Raw genomic sequence first — 16021 nt, forward strand, 5'->3', positions numbered from 1 at the left:
TCCAGAAACATCAAGTGGAAAGAATGGTATAGGGTCCTCTGACCGCGGCATTGAATCGTTCAGCCGCATACAGGGCTTGAAACACGCGCTCTCGGGGGTCTTTTTCCTTACTGGCAAACAGTGCACCTAGAGCGACATGGGAGCCAGACCCTATCGCATCCATCCCGTCGGAGAATTCCGCTACTTGGAAGTCACTGTCGATGCGGAACAGGCGGTTTTGGTACCCGACGAGAAAGGTGCCAGCCGATTCTTTGTTGGATTGAATCTGAGTGTATCCCCCTTGTTTCAAGCAATCCCGTATAGCATCGATAAAGGTGGTGCACATGAACTGGTAAAGATCCTCACGGCCTTCAGGGGACGGGGGGACAAAGGAAAACCGGAGTAACTGCCCCATTCTGAACGAGGAGGTAAATCCGATGAGAAAGGGACCTTGTTTAAACACCTTGGGATCGCGACGGACTTGTAAATGATAGTGGGAAACGCCTGCACAGTCTCCACCAAGATACACCTTGTTGTCCGCAACCAATCCAACGATACACGTCATGGGTGTGCTCCTTTCGTACTCAACACGGGAACCAATTCACAGCGGCAACCGACATACAGGGGAGGATGAAGAAGATCGCGGGAAACACGAAGAGCCTTCGATCCGACTTGAATGAGTTGCCCCTCCAATAAAAAAGCCTCGTTTCGTCCGCGGCGTTCATAGGCCAATACGGAACAAAACGGGCTGGTACACGCGTGAGTATGCCATTCTTTCTGTGATATGTGATGAAATTCCATCCACTGGAGCGTGGTCTCTTGTTTGACATGGTGCAACAGATACGGAAGAAAGGTGGGGAGTGCACGAATGCGGCGATTAATGATGCCACGGAGTTCATCCCGGATTTTCGTTTCCGTGAAGAGATGCCGTTCAGCCACCACTCCCAGACGTTGAACGTCTTTCCTCATGGCCTCCATGTAGCGATGCGCCCAACGATGGGTCAGCGTGGAAACCCACGAGGGAGAAAGACGCATAGGGGAGAGGCGATTCCAACGGTCCAGGGTTTGTTCCACCACGTGCTGAATCGGCTCTTTCCAACAGGCCGCGAGTCGTTCTTCTTCCTCCTTCATCTGCTTGATACACGCGCGGGTTTGCTTGCGATACCATGCGGGATGAGAGGGGGAAGAGACAAACCAACTAGGCCATTGTCCTTTCCATTTTCGCAACAACGTTCCCGTTTCTTTGACTAAGTTAGGGGTTTCTGTTTTCATCAAATGTCATCAATCCTACCGACGTATATTTGGGAAGGTCTCCACGCAGGTCTTCCGGATCGGGAGCCTGCTCAATGTCTCGAAGGATTTCGTTAAAAATGAGATAGGCAGTGTAGGGATGATCGAGATAGTTTCGGCTAAAGGTAGGGCCACCAACCTCGCCAACCACAAACCCATCGTCTTCGTATTCCTGAATGATCTGTTCGATTACGGGCTGAAGGGTAGGGGGGTCAACTTGTAGTTTCCCTTCATCCCAAGTAAGTGTGATGCGACTGCCTAACCAACCGGTCATAGAGAATTTCATTTGATTGATGCCCACCACCCTAAGAGAAACATGATATATTCCGGGTCTTTTTCCATGTCTTTTCGACTATTTGTGGGAATGGCATTGCCTCCAAATAAGACCTCGGAACCGACACTAAGAAGTTCGTAGAAATAATCTTTGTAGTACACATTGTTATAGAAGTGACCGAACCCGCCATAGATCGCCTCTTGGTTCCCGTAGATTCGATGAATGGCTTCGCTGTCCGGGAAACCATAGTGCTTGACCATGACCTCACTCAATGAGCGAATCTCGTAGCTTCCGTTACTTTCGACGACCTTGTAAAAGTATTGCTGTTCCAGTTCCCTTGAGGGTTCATGAAGATGTTCAATTCGGTGCATGGTCTCATGAAACACGCTCACAGCCGTAATGGGATCATCATAGTTTGGTTTAATGGTCATGGTGCCAACCCCGTGCGAGGAGTAACTGGCGCGCCCCTTCTTTTGAAATTGAACCACCATAGGTTGTTCGCTGATTTTTTGCAAGATGGAACGGGGGAGATAGGGTGCGACCTGTTTGGCGAAAAATCGTTCAAACTGCTTCTTTTCTTGATCGTCTCCACTCACAGGGAAGACCGAAAGCCGTTTGTCTCCGGTATGATAGCCAAAGTCCTGAAACTGGGATAGGACACGTAGCCGAATATCCCGCAGTCGTTCCTCTTTTCTTCGCTCTTGACGGAACAAGGTGATCATCAGCTCGTTTTTCTTCCGCTCTTCTTCCTCCGTGAGTTTCCTTCCCATGTAGGTGTTTAGTTCATCCACGGTTTGCTGATAATCCCGATAGATTTTTTCATATCGCCGTTCAATCTCGTCATGCAGAATGTTGCCGATTTGCAAAATCGTATCCACGTCCATGGGTTCCTTCTGCAACAACGTGCGAACCTTCTTTTGATAGTTGCGCACAAGCACAGGGTCATATTGCGGTCTTCGCCAATGGTTGGCAAGGGGTCGGTTCAACTGAGCTTGTGGCTTGACCGGGATGCGGACAGGCTGATTTCGAATCACGGGAATTACGGAACATTGACAGTTGGGATGTACGGGCGGCCATAAGAGATCTTTCACCATCAAAAGGGGCTTTTTCCCTTCGACTTCGAGGGCATCCCCTTTTTGGATAAAGGATTCGTCGAGACCCGTGATGTGCCCATGCAATGCCTGACAGAAGGGGCAAGCGGTACGTTCCGCTTTCCACATCTTCTCTTCGATGCCATATTGCCTAAATTGATGAACCAACAATGCGTTGGCTGCGCTCACGGTGATGTCTGTCGAAATCATCCGGGCTCGTTGTTCAACGGATTTCCAGAACTCATCGAGAACTTGATTGGCTTGTTCATCATTGAGAAGGTCTACGTTTGATAGTAATTGGTCAATCTTTCTTAGATACCGGTCCATGATGGATTTGGCGTGCTCCTCCGCTATACGGATATACCAATCATCGAATCGGTTGTTGATGGGAACTTTTCCTGTCCTGCGCGCGAGTTCATTGTTGACATACGTGGCTAAGGGGTCATGCAGACGTTTGACATGCGATGCAATCAAGTCACTCAACGTCTTGGTTTCCCGACGCACTTTATCCCTCAACCGTTTGCGGAGTTTTTTCTTCGCGTCTGGGCTGAGGGCTTTCTGAGACCATGATTTCTGAGACAACGAGGACAGAAGGGACAGGCGAAGGGTTCGAATAAACCGGATCCATTCCTCCTCAAAAAGGGGGATGACGTCGTCCTCCATGCGACGGATCGTGTCATCAAAGTCATCAAATTGGCTGAGGTACTCTTCGACCTCCAACTCTTTTTCGTCATACAAGGGAGGGGGCAACAGGTCAAAGATGCGTTGATTCCCTAGAATGGGATCGGGTTCTAGTCCCAGAGCGAGTCGCGCTTCATTGAGCGTCATCTGTCCGAGTTGGAACGATCGGATGACGCTCATGAGGGCTTCCGTTTCCTTTCCGGAATGAACTCATCGCTGGGAATGACTTGGAGTGGGGGACGCATGGACTTCAATCCGGGTTGCCCTTGTCCTTGGAGTTGGAAGGCGTATCGGTCGCCTAGTGTATCATCCGGTTTCATGCCGAGTTCCATCCGGGCTTCATTGAGTGTCGTGATCCCGGCTTGGAAGGCTTGAGACACGCGAGCAAATTTGCGCTCTTCGTTTTCTTGTAGCGCCTTGACTTGAGACAGATCAAATTGAGCAACAAGCCCTTCACTGGCCAACAGTTGCGCGGTGATTTTAGATTCAATCCGTTTGAGTGCCGGGACGATGGTTTCTTCCCACAGGTGTTTCCGCGCTTCGCTGTAGTTGCTGTATTTTCCGCCGTATTTGATACCGGTATAGGAGGGGATGAGTACCGGGTCGACCCCGAATGCCCCGCAAATCCGGGTTTCCGTCAGGGCCCGAACGGTTTCAAATTCCATGTCAGAAAAACTGAGGCCAATTTGTTTGTAGTCCAAACCTTGCCCCAATACCGCTGGCTTGAACCGATTTCTACCTTTGAATCCTTTAAACCATTGGAACCATTTTTCTCTGGTGCGTTCCACTTCTTCTTCACGCAAGCGCTGATCAGAAGAGAGGATCCCATAAGGAACCGCAGCGTTTTTAAAGAAGGCACGGGTAAAGTCGGTAGCTTCATTATCAATGCCCACTTCACGCATGACACGAGCCAGAGGGGAGAGACCCATGCTTGGATTCAAGGGATCAGGGAACTTGAGATGTAGGATTTGCCAAGGTTCAAATCGGATCGGCTGGCCACTCACTTGATAGTGGTAAGCCACAATATTTCCGGCATCATTTACTACAGGTATCATGCAATCCGAGCGTAAGACTTCCATTTCAACGATCGGCGCATCGATGTGATTCCGACGCAGGAGCAGATACGCATTGCCGGCTGTGTTCAAAAAGGTATGCACCCATTCCCATAACTCATAAGAGGAGAGGAAGGGGTTGGGTCGGGTGAGTAGGCGAGAAAGCCAGTGATCAGGTAGCTCCTCTAATCCTTCGGGCGTAGGTCGGTACACCTTGAGCGGTGCTTCCGGGGCCGAGGTGGCAATCATGCTGATGCAGGCGGAAGCGATGCTGTTTTTGCGGTATCCTTCCTCGGTCAGGGCATAAAGGTCAATCTCCGGGTCCGTACGGACATGAGTCCAGGTCGTAAGAAAGGTCGGAGCCGCTTTCTTCTCAAACTGTTTAATTCGTTCCGATAAGTTGAACACACGGTTCACCTCTTTCGATCAAAATAAAAAGACCCTGAAGGGTCGGTTTAGATCAACCATCGCATTAATTCACTTCCATCTATCAGTCGAATTTGTTCCTTTTTTGCATATTTGATTCCTGCACTCGTAAAATAGCCAGTTGTAATAAAATAGGCTTCATCTGCATTATGAAAGTGTTTCACTCCAACGAATTTCATAACTTCGCCGGACGGTACTTGTTTTTGATATCTCTTGCATTGAACAATGATTCTTTTTCCATTCTTATAACAATCTAAGTCAATGCCTTGATCACCTGTTGCCTTAGTGACCTTAACCAGATAACCTCTTTTTTCAAATTGTTTGCCTATAAAGCGTTCAAACTCGAAAGGATCCATCTTTTTTAGCTGGTCCAAAGTATAAGTAACCTTAGGTATCTTCTGCTCTTTTGGAGCAATAACATTTGTAAACTGACCAAGGGAGTCACCATATTTTTGTCGGAATCTGTGGGATTCAATGGCGTCGTGTTCAAGCCAATGGCGAATTATCATAACTATTGGTTTTATCCATTTCGCCATAAAATGGAGAGCCTTTATACTTAATCGGAAATAAAATAGGATAAACTCTTTCAGAAATAACCCAAATTCCCGCAAAAACCCTCTCATCTTCTTTCCTCTTTCCTATAGATGTTATTTAGTATTTCGGTCGTTAAAGGTTCTTTAACGTCAGAATACAGGATAAATTAAAAGAAGAGGAGAGAATAGAGACAATTTAGGGCAAACTATCGCAATTCACCAAGTAATACAAAATCGTAAGGTGTCACCTTCTTGATAATCGTATCCATATCAATCACTCCTTTAAACAAAGATCTGCATGGGACCATGCGCCTTCAATGTCCAGCAGGCCAACCCCAATGACATCACACAATCATCATGGGCTCCTTTTGGGGCATTGTAGGTGATGTTTCCACTCTTGGTCATCTCATACTGGAATATCTCTAACTCATGAATCAATTCAGGGAGTTCCGGAAAGCTGATTTCCTCCCGTTCCAACAACATTTGCAAGTTCTCAATCATCTGCTGTTTGGTCTTATTGGTGAAGAGAAAGCCTTCCACATACAAGCCCCGTTGTTCCAATGCTTCGATCACGACATCGCCTAAACCGGTAGAGTCCACAATGACTTGGGCATCGTTATACTCCTTGGCCATCTTCACGATTCGCTCGATCTGTACTTGCCAACTCACTTGGTTGAATCGATCAAAGGCAACCACTTTTCTTTCCTTTACATCGATGACGGTCAACACCGTAAAGTCAGCTTTACGAGCCAAGTCCACGCCCAGGATATATGCTTTACCAAACTGGGGAGGCTCCAAGATTCCTTTGATACAAGCCCGGATGTTTCGGAACACACCTGCACTTTCCTCTAAGAACTCCGCTTCATACTCTTGCCGATAAGGTTTTTCTGGCAAGGTCCGTTTCACATCATCCAGCTCTGACTTCGGAATCAACGGATTAGAAGAGGTAGGAAAACGGAAGCTTTGGTACTCCGGGTACTCAGGGTCTTGGCCACGCAAATATAATTCATAGAACCAGTTCCGGCCCTTGGGCGTGGAAATAAAAATTGCCCTCCCTTGCGTATCCGTGAGGGTAGGGCGAAGTGCTTCTTCCCAGGCTTCTCTTTTAACCAAAGCGGCCTCATCGACAATCAACAGATGAACGCCTTCTCCACGAAGGGAGTCGTAATTGGCAGCCGAACGAAATTCGAGAACGGACCCGTTTTTCAGTTCAATTCGTAAATCCCCATTTCGTGCTTTATCTATAAACGGAGCCAATGCACGTCTGGCCAATCGATAAGCGATCAGGGTTTGACGATTGAATGGAGCAACCCACCAGCAAAGGGAACGGGACTGTTCCAAGGCTTGCTTCATCATCTCGGCCACACAAGCAAATGTCTTCCCCCAACGACGACCACAAGTCAGGATTCGGAACCGGGCAGGGGAGTCATGAAGCACCCATTGCGCCGTATGTGCTTGGTAACCTTGGACAATCACAGGTTCAGAAGAAGGAATACCGACTTCCCATTCTTGCAAATATCCATCGGGAGCGTAGAGACTCATGATTCTTCTTCCTTCCTTTTGCCAAAGTCCAAAATGATTCGTTGAGGTTGGCCCGTTTCATGGGGGAGGGAATCAAGCACATTTTCACGGCCCCATCGTTTAGGGAATCGGCGAGAAAGTTTCCATGCGGCGGCTTGCCAGCTTCCCTTTTTGGCGGCCTTTTCGATGTGGGCAAGATCCCGAATTTCGGATTCAGCCAGAGCCATAGTGACTTGATCATGAAAGTCACGGTAAATGCCTTCTTCTTCTCTTGCTCCTTGTCGCATCCAATTATAGATGGTCTGCTTTGACACCCCCGCATAAGCGGCAGCCGTTTCAATATAATGTCCAAGTCGAATGACGGAAACGATCTTTTTCTGTAGTTCAGGGGTTAGTTTGGTTGGTCGAGACATCGGCTTCCACGCTCCTTCACCTCCTGATACTCTTTTTATAATTTTCTAGATAAGCAAATATAAAATAGTTTATTATTAATATTAGAATTAAGAGCACCTATGTTGTGTCTATTTACATCTTGGAGGAGGATCATCATGAAAAAGAAAATTAGGTGGGGTATACTTGCGCTTCTTAGTTTGGTACCTATGTTTCCATCTACAATTCACGCAGCAAATAATTCATCAGTTACTTTTACAGCGAATGTAAATGGGTATGGACAAATTTATCAAATGAATGATGATGGAACCAATATTCATGCGGTTAGAAGTAATACTTTTAATGAAGAGGAAGCAACTGTTTCCCCAGACAAGTCTATGATTGCTTTTGTTTCAAATATGGACGGTGATAATGATATCTACGTCATGGATGCAGATGGATCAAACCTCAAGAAAGTAACTGATAACAACGTTCCTGATTTTGCACCGGCCTGGTCACCAGACGGCAAGAAAATTGCTTTCTTAACGACAACAGATGGCTATAACACCACAAAGCTTTGGATTACAGATATTGATGGAAGTAATCCAATAAATGCTACGCCGAAATGGTCAACGGTTTCGAGTGGAGACCGTCCCATTCGCTTATACGATATTGCTTTTTCACCAGATGGATTAAAATTGGCTATTACAACCGGATACAACGTAGATCTTGCTATTGTGAATATAGATGGAACGGGTTATGTTAACTTTAGCGATGAACTGATCGGTCAATGGCATCATGTCCATAAACCTCAGTGGTCAAAAGATGGTTCCAAAATTCTCTTTAGTTATGAAACGAGTGAAGCGGATGTTCCAGGCCAAGAGGGAGATGTCATGATTGCTACTGTAAAGCCAGATGGTACAGGATACCAAGAGATCTATCGTACTCAGAAGTTAGAAATTGGACCTGCTTTTTATTCACCTGACGAAAATCAAATTATATTCACTCAAACTGTACCTGGTGAAAATTACGAAACTGATTGGAACTATACTCGCCAGATTTTCAAAATGAATGCTGATGGTACGAATCTTCAACAATTAACTAATCCACCAACTAATGTTCTATGGGTTGATGATTGGAAATAAAAATCATTAAGACCCCGGTACCCCGCCGGGGTTGACTATTTATTCGCCAAATTTACATTGTCTATCACCCTAAAATCACTTGATAGCAATCCATCCCGCAAAGTTTAGATGTTTCCAAAACAACTCCACATGCCTGAATCCCGCCTGCTTCAGCAGTTCCCTATTCCAATCCAGTGTAATGGGCGTCATTATATGACGTAAGGATTCGGCCTTTGCGTGAATGGCATCCCAACTGTATCCGTTCCGATGTTTAAAGTGGTGATACTGATCAATGAATAGTTGGTCCAGAGGAGCAGAAGAGGCAATGACTTTTTCCACCAAGAAGAACGCGCCCCCCTCGAGCAACGAATCATAAACCTGTTGAAGGAGTTGGATGCGATCGGACACCGTAAGAAACTGTAAGGTCAGAACGCCCGCCACGACCGAGGGTTGCAGGTCAGACGGATAATCGGCGGGGAGGTGCGCGTATCGGATGGAGACATCGGGGTCATCCGCAAACCGCTCCTTGGCTCGTTCCGCCATGGCTAAGCTGTGATCCAACCCAACATAGCGAACGGGAACACCTTTTTGAGACACACGTTTCCACATCTGAATGGTATCGCCCAGACTACACCCCAAATCAATGACATCGGAATCGGCTTGAATAAATGGCTCGGACAGGTGAGCCAAGAGTTCCCTCATGGTATAGAGGCCAGGGATGGAGCGGGAGAGCATATCCGGGAAACAGCGAGCCACTTCTTCATCAAACACCCAAGGCCCCTTGGGTCGATGGGTTAAGCTTTCCATCCGACTCGCTCCCATCTCTGTTCAAATGCTTCCAAGGCAGCCGATACCCGATCCATGCGAGAACCATCCGAATAGGGGAGGTTAAATTCAAAGGCGATGGCTTCTCTGACCCGTTCCTTGGTAATGGTGGGGGTTTCGGCTTCGATGTAGTATTGCTGTTCCAGTTCCCGCATGCGCACGTGTTCAAAGAATGGGGTGAAGAGTTGCAACAGCTCCTGTTTGGTGTGATACTTTTGGACCTTGGGAGTCCCTCGGGAAAGGTCGCCCAACAAAATGCCCTCTTCATAATCGAGAAGAAACTGCCCGTTTTTGCTAAAGTTGTTACTGCGTTCTTCCCGAAAAAAGCGGGTATATCCGTTATTCGTCCGGTTCATCGCCCACACGGCCACTTTGGTTTTCTCGGTACAGAGACCGGCTAACAAGGCCACGATGTGTTCGCGATCCGCTTGAAAGGGAACGGAGTTTAACACACTGGATAAAAAGATCGTGCTAAAGGCTTTCCCTGTGGCAATGACGGATAAAAAGTGATCCACGATGGCCAATGAGGCGTCTTTATCCACCTGTGAACTTCCGGGCGGGCAGTGATACGGTTCAAAGGGAGTCACATCAATACCCGCTTCCCGTAGGATGTGGGTATCGGTGAGATGTCCAGCCCCAAAGTCACAAATGGTCTTGCCGTAGTAGCGAATCCATTGGATACGTTCTTTCCCTTTCAGTGCCTTCATCTGGTTGGATGGCTTTTGGAACAGGTGGATATACATACCCAGTCCCAATCCGGCTCGGCTGGTCAATCGTCTACGAAAGGCCCCGGTTCGCAGCATATCGGCATATTCCTCATGGATGGTAAAGTCCATGGACAGTTGGTTGAGTGCCATATCAACGGCATCGGCTCGTTCCTCCTCAATGAAGACCACGGGAATTCGCTCCATCTTTTTCATCGCCCAGAGATGAAGACGCCCCAATCCATTCAACACCCGATTATCCCTTGTGGCAATCAGGGGAGGGAGGGGAGAGATCTTGGATAATTGTTGTGCCGTCACGGTGGCATAGGGTCTAAACCGATGTACATTTTTTTGCAAAAATGGCTGAATGTCACTCATTTCATACGATAGACAAGGGTAGGGATCAGTGGTAGGGGTGATCCCTTTGGGAACGTCTGACATCTGAAAGGTTCTGGTGGTTTGGTGCAAATCATTGGTCCCACGATTGAAAAGAATGTTAAAGGTTTTTCTTTTTTCGATGGGCAATTCTTTGGAAACCATCACAGGCACTTGGGTAAAGCCCAACTCTTTGGCCACCCGATGACGCTGATGGCCGGAGAGAATCTCCCCATCGGGATGAATGACCAAGGGGAGAAGGAAGCCAAAGGTAGAAAGGGACCAGGAGACCTTGGATAATCGTTCTTCATCCGCCTGACGGGGATTGTAGTGAGAGGGAAAAATGGAATCAATATCAACTAATTTCATGGAACCCCAACCTTTGTTTGATCTCTTGATGGATGGATTTTCTATCGAAACCGACGGCGAGTTGGATTTCGTTTAGCCACTCTTCAAAGACTTCGCGTTCCACAAGGAAGTGATAAGAACCGATGGTGACTTTGACATCCGCCTTCTTATAGTCGATCTCTTCTTCGTCGGCATCTAAATCATCCCATTGGGCATCGGGGAGGGACGTAAGCAATTCGTCAAGTTCCTCCTCGTAAAAGCCCGTGAGTGTTAACAGGTCTTCGTCTAATTCCTCTAAGAGCGTAGCAAGTAATTCCTCGTTCCAATCGCCTCCCACTTTGTTCAGGGTGACGTTGAGTGCTTTTTCCTGTTGCTCATCGAGATCCACGACGGCACAGGGCACCTTCGTGTAACCTAATTCTTTGGCGACTTTAAACCGTTGGTGACCCCCGACCAAATATCGGGAACGTTTATTCCAAATCAAGGGATCGACCAACCCGAAGGTTTCGATGGACTTTTTCAGCTTCTGATAAGCCGGGTCTGTGGGTTGTAAGTCCACCCGGGGGTTATAGGGAGCTGGATGAATGTCATCGATCGAAATCCATTCGATTCGTAATTCCTTCATGGTATCCTCCTGAAATGAAAAAAATCCGTACCCAAAGGCACGGAGAGGGGAGAGAGATTTTTGGTTATCCTTAGTATAAGGGATGGAAGGAGGGGGATGCGCATCAGAATGGAGATAACCTTTGCCTCACAAATGTATCACTATCACATCTTGATAAATTAATGGTCTTCTTGCTAGAGAACGAAGTCCTTAAATGGGAATTCAATATTACTTAAATTAAGTTTTTGACTTAACGTTCACAAGCCAATCTAAGTTTTCTGATTAAGTCAACGCTGATCTATTGACTAAATGTTCTATTCAACCCTTTTAAAGACACAAGAGGATGATAAATTAGGCTCTTTTCCCAAAAATAAAAGATCGTCCTTTATTTTAAAGTAAAAAATTAAAGATTTATTCATGTTCCTTTCGACATTAAAAACAGTTGCGTTAAACTGTACTTGATTATCACTTAATACTTTGTAAGTCCCTCCAGCAGCGCCTTGAGGCCCTCTAGTTTCAAATGCTCCAGATTTAAAAGTGAAATTTGGATCGCAATCTGCCCAACCATTGTTATTAACGTTAGCTCTTTGTGTCTCCTCCTGATCTAAGTTCCAAGTTCCATCAAGCTCAGCTTCTGGGTTAGGTGCAACCACATCTTTTACTTGAACAACAATGGTTCCCACGCCAATTATGCTTAGAATGGCAATTACAACAACCCCTAACAAAAACATCGGCATCAATCCATGTTTCTTTACATTGTTTATCGTGTTGTTTGCAACATTGGATACTTTCTCGATAAAAGTCATCTCTTCCGCCTGATTGACCGTACCAAAATTGTCCCGGCCAATGTTTGTTTCAAAGTGATTGGATTCCTCATGAGGAGATTTCTTTTCATCCGTCATACTCTTACCCTCCGAAAATATCGTTAATCAGTTGAAGCGCGCTCGTAAGCAATGCACCCGCACCAAAAAACGAATTATACCGGTTAGCTACCTCTAAAGCTTTCTGCACCCGACTTTTTTCTGGTTGTGACGAGTTCAGCGAACGTTGAGCATCCAAGAGAAGTGGTACCAACTCATCACGGGCTGCTGCCGGAAATGTGTCACTCTCAGCCACATTCTTGATCTCTTGTAAGATAACAATGAGTTCCGTTTTCTTCTTAGTTTGCGGATCAGGCTGGATATGGATGTTCTTACCTTGGCTGATCTGGCCATAATTGTCTCGACCAACAGACACGTTTTGATTAAAGGTATCTTTTTCATTTTTATCTGTCATAACATTCACTCTTTCCTAATTTATGTCACCATCATTATACTACGGAGAAATATGAATAAGTAGCATTTATTTTGATTTTTTAAAAAATAAATCCCTATGACGTACGAAAAAAACAGAAAATCAGTTAACACCATTAATGGTCCCATTTCCAGAAGTAGAAGCTATCACCACGCCGTTATGAGGTCTGTTTTTTTTCATTTATTGGATTAACGTGTAGGTAGTCGGTTAAATTGTGTCTAAAATATGTCTAAACGTGTATTTTTCCCGGATTGATACCGTGACCCCGAGAAGAATTCAACGCATCGAAATGAGAAAGTTTCCATTAAAAAAAGACCTGGATTAACCCAAGTCTTTCTCTTTTTGGCTGGACTTGCTCGACAGGAGTCGTCTCAATATAATAAAGAAGAGATCCCGATTGATCTCTCCTTTAGGAAATGATTTATGCTCCCGTAAGGTGGGAGCTTTTTTATTTTCCCTTAGAAAATCGTGCATTCAATTCCTTCCGCCTTTCCTCCACCCGCTTGTGCACGGGAGCCATCCGTTCCTCTTCAAGCTTCCGATAATACTCCCTATGTTCCGCATGTTCCTCACAGACGTATTCCTCGTTCCAAAGGGGAGCGAGACAGATGCGGCAAATCGCGTAGGATTCGGGTCGGCTCATGACTTTTCCTTCTCCATTTTTTTCGCCAAGCGATAGGTGGCTTTCCGTCTTTCGGCTTCGGCCTCTTCTTCGGCCAGTCTCTTGGCGATTTCCTCTCTTTGCTTCTCCAACTCTTCTTCCGTTTCTTCAAGGGTATATAGTTCATCCACGGAAACTTCGAGGATTTTAGCCATTTTATAAAGGGTATCAATCCGGGGATATGCAGACTGACTGGTCCACATGGAAACTTGTTGTTTCACGACCCCCAAGGCAATGGCGAGATTGGATTTGTTCGGCTTCACCTTTTTGTCACCCAATTGGATCATGAAGCCTTCGTGCTTTTTCTTAGCTAGGATTAAGTCGAGGTTGCAGATCAGCATATTTTTCATCCTTTCTTGTTTCAAGTGTCCATCGATTATTATAGCAGATCATAACGTAAATGTAAAACAAAAAACGAATAAAGAAGTCTATTATTTAACAAATGGGCAAACCCTTTGTTTTATTTTTAACAATCGGACAAAAAAATGATATAATGATTACCATGATGACAAAAATGGATCTCGTTCTGACATCTAGGGAGGGCAAAATGGATTGGAAAGAAACCATGAGGAGCGTTGTGAAGGAAACGGAATTAGCCTTATATCAGTATCCGATCTGGAAGATGTCCATTGAGAATCAAAAGGAATGGGAAACCATTCTTCCATCCATTACGCCACAATATAAAGAAAAGACAAGCCTTGCCTATAGTGAGTACCAGTCCTCGACAGAGCGTTGTGTCATTGAAAAGAACATGAAGGAAATCAAGACCCACCAGATTGAAAATTCCCTTTCTCTGCTTACCGAATGGGAACGAAATTACATTGAAGAAAAATACTTTAATCCCCGACATCCCTCTGATTACGAAGTGTGTGAGGAGATTGGAATATCCCGGGCAACGGTCACTCGATTAAAGGTGCCGGCTCTTTTAAAAGTAGCAGCCGCCTTAAATATTCCGTATGCAGAAGAGTGTCTGACTCAGTATTATATGAAGAAGATGGCATAAGGAGATCAATGATGAGTACAACCATAAGAAATGACATCCAACTTCACTTGTGCCAAGCCATCAACCAGGTGAATCAGATAGGGAAATGTTATGGCATACAGGAACAGGAGCTAAGACAGCTTCAGTTCTCCTTATATCGCATTCTAGAGATATTGGATCAACCGAGAATGATGGAACGAGTCACTCAAGTGAAAAAGGATCAATACCAGTTTTTCATGATGAATTCTGGTTGATAAAAGGAGTCCAATGTATGAAACCACCTAAGCACATTGTGAGTGTGTCAGCCTATATTGAAAATCATCAGGGTGAAGTCCTTCTCATCCGAACGCAACAGCGTGACACATGGGAAATCCCTGGCGGACAAGTTGAAGAGGGAGAGCCCCTACATGAGGCCCTCATTCGAGAGGTAAAAGAAGAAACGGGGGTCCTGATCAAGCCTGTAGGGATCACCGGCATTTATCAAAATCTATCCATCGGGGTGGTGGCCATCGTCTTTTACGCGGAGGCACTTACAACCGAAATAACGATGCAACCGGAAGAAATCCAAAAGGCAAGATTTGTGAAGCTGGATGAGACAAAAATCGATGAACTCATCCTTTATCCCACCTTTCGTTCGCGCATCCGTGATGCGATGAAAAAGCAATGGATTCCTTATGAAGCATGGGAGGTGAATCCATTTTGTTTATTACAGAGGTTGGATCAAAGAACATAAAAACAGGCTAGGATTTATCCCGCCTGTTTTTCTTGTGTAGTACCATTTCATCTTATCTACTTGTTAACCCTATCTTCCTTGGGATCAAAAGATATTTTATAATATAAATAATAATAAGAAAAATATAAATAGACATACTAATTATAGTTGGTTATAATAAAATCAGAAATATAAGATTATTGATAGAAACTACAACAAAAAGGAGGCTAAGTTATATGAAACGAAAGTTGGCGTCAATGTTGTTTGCTGCTTTATTTGTCTTTGTTTTTAACAGTGAAACTTATGCTTCTGCTGGTGACTTTGTGACCGAAGATGGGAAATGGGACGGTTATGTAGTTACAGATAGTCATTATAGGAATGTTTACGTTTTTGTTAATGACTTATATCGAGTCAACCGTAATAGTGGCGCATCAACATATATGGGAAAAGATGCTTCAGCATTAAGTGTTCGTCTTTGCAGTGAATCCAGTGGTAACTGTACTGCTCCTAAATCATTTAACTCTAACGCAGAAGCTTATTTTACTGATATGTTACCTGGTGATTATTATGTTGATATTAGTGATAGTTGGCCAAACTATTACTTTAAAGGCTATCAGGAATCAGATTCATATTCATAAAAAAGCCTAGCATAAGTTGTAGTAATTTTTCGAAAATATCTGATGAGGTGAAAAAATGAAAAAAAAGGTATTAAAACTGTATTCTTTCTTGCTGTGTTTAACAGGCGCCTTTGTTTTAAACACTTCTGCTGCTCATGCAGACAGCTACTTTGAAACAGAGGATGGAGCTTGGGATGGATCAATTACTATTAGTGTTGATTTTTATGATGTAGTTGTGGGTATTCGAGATCTTTCCAGCATCCCAAGTGGATATCGAGTTTCTGGTGAAGATATAGTAGTTAGACTTTGTAATTCAAGCACAGGAAACTGTACAGCCTACAAAAATGTAACAGCAAATAGTGCTGGGTATTATGATGCAATTTTTACATCGATGAAACCAGGAACTTACCGGCTTGATGTAAAAGATACTTTATCTTACTATCGTGTCAAAGGATATAGTTCATTAAACACTTTGGGTGATTAGTATTATTAAATCCTAGAAAAGTGCACACACTTTATGGTTACAACTGCATCATCTAAATATAAAGAAACAGGCTGGT

The 16021-nt window shown here is 44.9% G+C and carries 21 protein-coding genes; 6 read left to right on the forward strand and 15 right to left on the reverse strand.

From position 1 onward, the window contains the following. Positions 1–10: 10 nt before the first annotated feature. The 8 genes from ACFQNG_RS20330 to ACFQNG_RS20365 all read right to left on the reverse strand — a co-directional run bounded on the left by ACFQNG_RS20330 (position 11) and on the right by ACFQNG_RS20365 (position 7260). Positions 11–544 (reverse strand): hypothetical protein, encoded by a 534-nt coding sequence (locus ACFQNG_RS20330; RefSeq protein ID WP_379867742.1) that lies wholly within the window; start codon positions 542–544, stop codon positions 11–13. Continuing rightward, positions 541–1254, reverse strand: a complete 714-nt coding sequence (locus ACFQNG_RS20335) for a hypothetical protein (RefSeq protein WP_379867743.1) — start codon at positions 1252–1254, stop codon at positions 541–543. The genes ACFQNG_RS20330 and ACFQNG_RS20335 overlap by 4 nt, the downstream gene beginning before the upstream one ends. Further along, complete coding sequence (locus ACFQNG_RS20340) at positions 1232–1555, reverse strand: hypothetical protein (RefSeq protein ID WP_379867744.1); 324 nt, start codon at positions 1553–1555, stop codon at positions 1232–1234. Before ACFQNG_RS20340 ends, ACFQNG_RS20335 begins: the two co-directional genes overlap by 23 nt. Further along, positions 1552–3495: a phage minor head protein gene (locus ACFQNG_RS20345; RefSeq protein WP_379867745.1), complete on the reverse strand. Its 1944-nt coding sequence runs from the start codon at positions 3493–3495 to the stop codon at positions 1552–1554. Before ACFQNG_RS20345 ends, ACFQNG_RS20340 begins: the two co-directional genes overlap by 4 nt. Beyond that, positions 3492–4775, reverse strand: coding sequence for a phage portal protein (locus ACFQNG_RS20350; RefSeq protein ID WP_379867746.1), 1284 nt, complete (start codon positions 4773–4775; stop codon positions 3492–3494). Before ACFQNG_RS20350 ends, ACFQNG_RS20345 begins: the two co-directional genes overlap by 4 nt. Positions 4776–4822: 47 nt before the next feature. Next, positions 4823–5416, reverse strand: a complete 594-nt coding sequence (locus ACFQNG_RS20355) for a restriction endonuclease (RefSeq protein ID WP_379867747.1) — start codon at positions 5414–5416, stop codon at positions 4823–4825. 192 nt (positions 5417–5608) lie between these two features. Continuing rightward, complete coding sequence (locus tag ACFQNG_RS20360) at positions 5609–6868, reverse strand: terminase large subunit domain-containing protein (RefSeq protein ID WP_379867748.1); 1260 nt, start codon at positions 6866–6868, stop codon at positions 5609–5611. Next, the gene (locus ACFQNG_RS20365; protein ID WP_379867749.1) at positions 6865–7260 is read right to left on the reverse strand and encodes a hypothetical protein; all 396 of its coding nucleotides are present in this window, start codon (positions 7258–7260) and stop codon (positions 6865–6867) included. The genes ACFQNG_RS20360 and ACFQNG_RS20365 overlap by 4 nt, the downstream gene beginning before the upstream one ends. Before the next feature lie 135 nt (positions 7261–7395). Here ACFQNG_RS20365 and ACFQNG_RS20370 point away from each other — a divergent pair, with 135 nt between their 5' ends. Beyond that, positions 7396–8361 carry a TolB family protein gene (locus ACFQNG_RS20370; RefSeq protein ID WP_379867750.1) on the forward strand — a complete coding sequence of 322 codons (966 nt, stop codon included), beginning with the start codon at positions 7396–7398 and terminating at the stop codon, positions 8359–8361. Positions 8362–8436: 75 nt separating this feature from the next. Here the strand turns inward: ACFQNG_RS20370 and ACFQNG_RS20375 are convergent, their stop codons facing one another. The 7 genes from ACFQNG_RS20375 to ACFQNG_RS20405 form a co-directional block, all read right to left on the reverse strand. Next, on the reverse strand, positions 8437–9147 hold the full coding sequence (locus tag ACFQNG_RS20375) for a methyltransferase (RefSeq protein ID WP_379867751.1): 711 nt from the start codon (positions 9145–9147) through the stop codon (positions 8437–8439). After that, complete coding sequence (locus tag ACFQNG_RS20380; RefSeq protein WP_379867752.1) at positions 9135–10613, reverse strand: ParB N-terminal domain-containing protein; 1479 nt, start codon at positions 10611–10613, stop codon at positions 9135–9137. Before ACFQNG_RS20380 ends, ACFQNG_RS20375 begins: the two co-directional genes overlap by 13 nt. Then, positions 10600–11217, reverse strand: a complete 618-nt coding sequence (locus tag ACFQNG_RS20385) for a ParB N-terminal domain-containing protein (RefSeq protein WP_379867753.1) — start codon at positions 11215–11217, stop codon at positions 10600–10602. Before ACFQNG_RS20385 ends, ACFQNG_RS20380 begins: the two co-directional genes overlap by 14 nt. A 293-nt stretch (positions 11218–11510) precedes the next feature. Further along, positions 11511–12098: a hypothetical protein gene (locus ACFQNG_RS20390; protein ID WP_379867754.1), complete on the reverse strand. Its 588-nt coding sequence runs from the start codon at positions 12096–12098 to the stop codon at positions 11511–11513. 4 nt (positions 12099–12102) lie between these two features. After that, entirely contained in the window at positions 12103–12471 is a 369-nt protein-coding gene (locus ACFQNG_RS20395) for a hypothetical protein (protein ID WP_379867755.1), read from the reverse strand. A gap of 466 nt (positions 12472–12937) precedes the next feature. Next, entirely contained in the window at positions 12938–13132 is a 195-nt protein-coding gene (locus tag ACFQNG_RS20400) for a hypothetical protein (protein ID WP_379867756.1), read from the reverse strand. Further along, positions 13129–13491, reverse strand: a complete 363-nt coding sequence (locus tag ACFQNG_RS20405) for a helix-turn-helix domain-containing protein (RefSeq protein ID WP_379867757.1) — start codon at positions 13489–13491, stop codon at positions 13129–13131. Before ACFQNG_RS20405 ends, ACFQNG_RS20400 begins: the two co-directional genes overlap by 4 nt. Before the next feature lie 101 nt (positions 13492–13592). On the opposite strand from ACFQNG_RS20405, the gene ACFQNG_RS20410 reads away from it, so the two are divergent. The 5 genes from ACFQNG_RS20410 to ACFQNG_RS20430 all read left to right on the forward strand — a co-directional run bounded on the left by ACFQNG_RS20410 (position 13593) and on the right by ACFQNG_RS20430 (position 15945). After that, positions 13593–14153 carry an ArpU family phage packaging/lysis transcriptional regulator gene (locus ACFQNG_RS20410; protein ID WP_379867758.1) on the forward strand — a complete coding sequence of 187 codons (561 nt, stop codon included), beginning with the start codon at positions 13593–13595 and terminating at the stop codon, positions 14151–14153. A gap of 11 nt (positions 14154–14164) precedes the next feature. Continuing rightward, positions 14165–14386: a hypothetical protein gene (locus ACFQNG_RS20415; protein WP_379867759.1), complete on the forward strand. Its 222-nt coding sequence runs from the start codon at positions 14165–14167 to the stop codon at positions 14384–14386. Between the two features lie 17 nt (positions 14387–14403). Next, the gene (locus ACFQNG_RS20420; protein WP_379867760.1) at positions 14404–14865 is read left to right on the forward strand and encodes an NUDIX hydrolase; all 462 of its coding nucleotides are present in this window, start codon (positions 14404–14406) and stop codon (positions 14863–14865) included. A gap of 215 nt (positions 14866–15080) precedes the next feature. Next, the gene (locus tag ACFQNG_RS20425) at positions 15081–15482 is read left to right on the forward strand and encodes a hypothetical protein (protein ID WP_379867761.1); all 402 of its coding nucleotides are present in this window, start codon (positions 15081–15083) and stop codon (positions 15480–15482) included. 55 nt (positions 15483–15537) lie between these two features. Further along, positions 15538–15945, forward strand: a complete 408-nt coding sequence (locus tag ACFQNG_RS20430) for a hypothetical protein (RefSeq protein ID WP_379867762.1) — start codon at positions 15538–15540, stop codon at positions 15943–15945. Positions 15946–16021: the final 76 nt, after the last annotated feature.

This window comes from Laceyella putida (genome assembly GCF_042665195.1).
Lineage (GTDB): Bacteria > Bacillota > Bacilli > Thermoactinomycetales > Thermoactinomycetaceae > Laceyella > Laceyella putida.

Excerpts from the sequence above, each read along its gene's own strand:
- ACFQNG_RS20340 (WP_379867744.1), bottom strand. The coding sequence starts at position 1,555 with ATGAAATTCTCTATGACCGGTTGGTTAGGCAGTCGCATCACACTTACT.
- ACFQNG_RS20400 (WP_379867756.1), bottom strand. The coding sequence starts at position 13,132 with ATGAGCCGACCCGAATCCTACGCGATTTGCCGCATCTGTCTCGCTCCC.
- ACFQNG_RS20430 (WP_379867762.1), top strand. The coding sequence starts at position 15,538 with ATGAAAAAAAAGGTATTAAAACTGTATTCTTTCTTGCTGTGTTTAACA.
- ACFQNG_RS20360 (WP_379867748.1), bottom strand. The coding sequence starts at position 6,868 with ATGAGTCTCTACGCTCCCGATGGATATTTGCAAGAATGGGAAGTCGGT.
- ACFQNG_RS20385 (WP_379867753.1), bottom strand. The coding sequence starts at position 11,217 with ATGAAGGAATTACGAATCGAATGGATTTCGATCGATGACATTCATCCA.
- ACFQNG_RS20395 (WP_379867755.1), bottom strand. The coding sequence starts at position 12,471 with ATGACAGATAAAAATGAAAAAGATACCTTTAATCAAAACGTGTCTGTT.
- ACFQNG_RS20390 (WP_379867754.1), bottom strand. The coding sequence starts at position 12,098 with ATGACGGATGAAAAGAAATCTCCTCATGAGGAATCCAATCACTTTGAA.
- ACFQNG_RS20380 (WP_379867752.1), bottom strand. The coding sequence starts at position 10,613 with ATGAAATTAGTTGATATTGATTCCATTTTTCCCTCTCACTACAATCCC.
- ACFQNG_RS20405 (WP_379867757.1), bottom strand. The coding sequence starts at position 13,491 with ATGCTGATCTGCAACCTCGACTTAATCCTAGCTAAGAAAAAGCACGAA.
- ACFQNG_RS20370 (WP_379867750.1), top strand. The coding sequence starts at position 7,396 with ATGAAAAAGAAAATTAGGTGGGGTATACTTGCGCTTCTTAGTTTGGTA.
- ACFQNG_RS20425 (WP_379867761.1), top strand. The coding sequence starts at position 15,081 with ATGAAACGAAAGTTGGCGTCAATGTTGTTTGCTGCTTTATTTGTCTTT.
- ACFQNG_RS20355 (WP_379867747.1), bottom strand. The coding sequence starts at position 5,416 with ATGAGAGGGTTTTTGCGGGAATTTGGGTTATTTCTGAAAGAGTTTATC.
- ACFQNG_RS20410 (WP_379867758.1), top strand. The coding sequence starts at position 13,593 with ATGGGCAAACCCTTTGTTTTATTTTTAACAATCGGACAAAAAAATGAT.
- ACFQNG_RS20375 (WP_379867751.1), bottom strand. The coding sequence starts at position 9,147 with ATGGAAAGCTTAACCCATCGACCCAAGGGGCCTTGGGTGTTTGATGAA.
- ACFQNG_RS20420 (WP_379867760.1), top strand. The coding sequence starts at position 14,404 with ATGAAACCACCTAAGCACATTGTGAGTGTGTCAGCCTATATTGAAAAT.
- ACFQNG_RS20345 (WP_379867745.1), bottom strand. The coding sequence starts at position 3,495 with ATGAGCGTCATCCGATCGTTCCAACTCGGACAGATGACGCTCAATGAA.
- ACFQNG_RS20365 (WP_379867749.1), bottom strand. The coding sequence starts at position 7,260 with ATGTCTCGACCAACCAAACTAACCCCTGAACTACAGAAAAAGATCGTT.
- ACFQNG_RS20330 (WP_379867742.1), bottom strand. The coding sequence starts at position 544 with ATGACGTGTATCGTTGGATTGGTTGCGGACAACAAGGTGTATCTTGGT.
- ACFQNG_RS20415 (WP_379867759.1), top strand. The coding sequence starts at position 14,165 with ATGAGTACAACCATAAGAAATGACATCCAACTTCACTTGTGCCAAGCC.